Here is a 1,781-nt window from a genome sequence, read left to right on the forward strand (position 1 = left end):
CCTCCCTCTATAAATATTGATTTATCAACGGTTTAGGCCGTTGGTGGGGTGTCAAAAAAATATTTTTCAACACGTTTCCTAACAAAATTTTTATATTATGTGAAACTATTCCAACATATGGGTACGCTACGCGGTCACTACTGGATAATGGTGGAAAGTAGTGATAGGAAATTATACGATGCACAATGGATCTCTGCGTAACTTATGATGACGTACCCTCCCATGTCTCTGGGCATCTGTGTGCCTACATTCCTTCGTTCGGTCTAGTCATAAGGCAGAGGCTAGCGAAGCTCCTTTAGGGACTCGAGGTCGAATGGAAAAAATAGTGCCAGCTTCTCCGTGTCATCCTGTTGTCTAGGTCTTACTAAGGGGATGTGGGGCCTTATTCAGCCTCTGCGAGACCAGGAATATCCCTCATCATTCGCTGTGCGTCAAACGCTTTGTGCTTCGTGCTAATTCCGTGTAACACTTTTAATAGCTTACCGCATAGAACCACGATGGATTGCTTCTTGCGTAACGGATTAACCTGACGGTTCGTGTAGTACTCGTGTAGCTTTCTAAATGCTTCATTGTGTCGAATCATCGGCATCATTACCCGGAAAAGGAGAGCACGCAGCTTTCTTCTGCCTCTTTTGGAGATGCGTTTTTGCCCTTTGTGCAGACCGGAGGAGTTTTCACGTAATGTTAATCCCGCGAGTTTAATTAATTGGCGTGAATCTTGATAGTGTGAAAAGCTTCCGATTTCAGCTAATAAGTCGACAATCGTTGTATCTCCAAGCCCTGGTACCGTTGATAGCCATTCGTATTCTACCGATGTTTTTACAAGCTCAACTAAGCGTTGAGTAATACTTTCGATATCTTGTTCTAGCTGATGGTAGCGGCAGACAAGTGTGGCGATTTCAATACGGGCCATCTCAAGTCCTTCTGTCACTCCGATAGAGCTAGCCGCGACTTCAATAAGGCGCACTGCTTTTGGCCTTTGGGGGCATTTTAGCCCCTCAACCTTACGATAAAGAGATAAAACTTCATCAGCTTGTTTCTGGCGAAGATCACTTGGAAATGGTGTGCATTCAAGTGCAGCTAAAGCCATCTTCCCAAAAGACGGAAACACCTGGACGAACTCTGGAAAATAGCGATCCAACCAACGAATGATCATGTTTTTGACAGCCCCTAATTCCTCTGTCAATTTACTTCTGAACGTTGACCCAGCGCGAAGTTCAGCTTCCATGCCTTTTAAGATGCGTGGGTAACTATAACGCCCATCCTTAACTAAACGGGCAATGACCAATGCATCTTTGCGGTCATGTTTGGTTGGTAAATTGTCGTCCAGCTCCTTTGATCGCTTAACATGCATAGGGTTAACCATGACCAAGGGAATACCTCTTTCTTCAAGAAAGTAGGCCAAATTGAGCCAGTAGTGTCCCGTAGGTTCAATCCCGACAATAACTTCTGATTTTTCGTGTTCTTTCATTGCGGCTAGAACGCGTTGATAGAACAGTTCAAATCCATTTCTTGCTTGGGACACAGAAAATGAATTATGGAGCACTCGTCCGCGGTCATCTACAAAGCAAGCGTAGTGTGTCCGCTTGGCAATATCGATTCCCACCACAAGTGTTTGTTCGGTGACTTGATTAATTTTCTGATTTTGTTTAAAATCCATTATGGAGTCCTCCTTGGTTACAAATTAGGGGTCAATTCTTGCAGATTTGACACCCCGCATCATACCAAGAGGGCTCTTTTTATTCAAGTCCCCGAAAATCCTTCTAACAGGAATGCTCCTT

1 protein-coding gene is annotated in these 1,781 nt (G+C 44.2%); it reads right to left on the reverse strand.

The features are described 5' to 3' along the window. Nucleotides 1-382: 382 nt before the first annotated feature. Entirely contained in the window at nt 383-1,660 is a 1,278-nt protein-coding gene (locus tag C232_RS0118210; protein WP_018665538.1) for an IS110 family RNA-guided transposase, read from the reverse strand. Between the last annotated feature and the right edge of the window lie 121 nt (nt 1,661-1,781).

It is taken from the genome of Heyndrickxia acidiproducens DSM 23148 (assembly GCF_000374345.1).
In the GTDB taxonomy this organism is placed as follows: Bacteria; Bacillota; Bacilli; order Bacillales; family Bacillaceae_C; genus Weizmannia; species Weizmannia acidiproducens.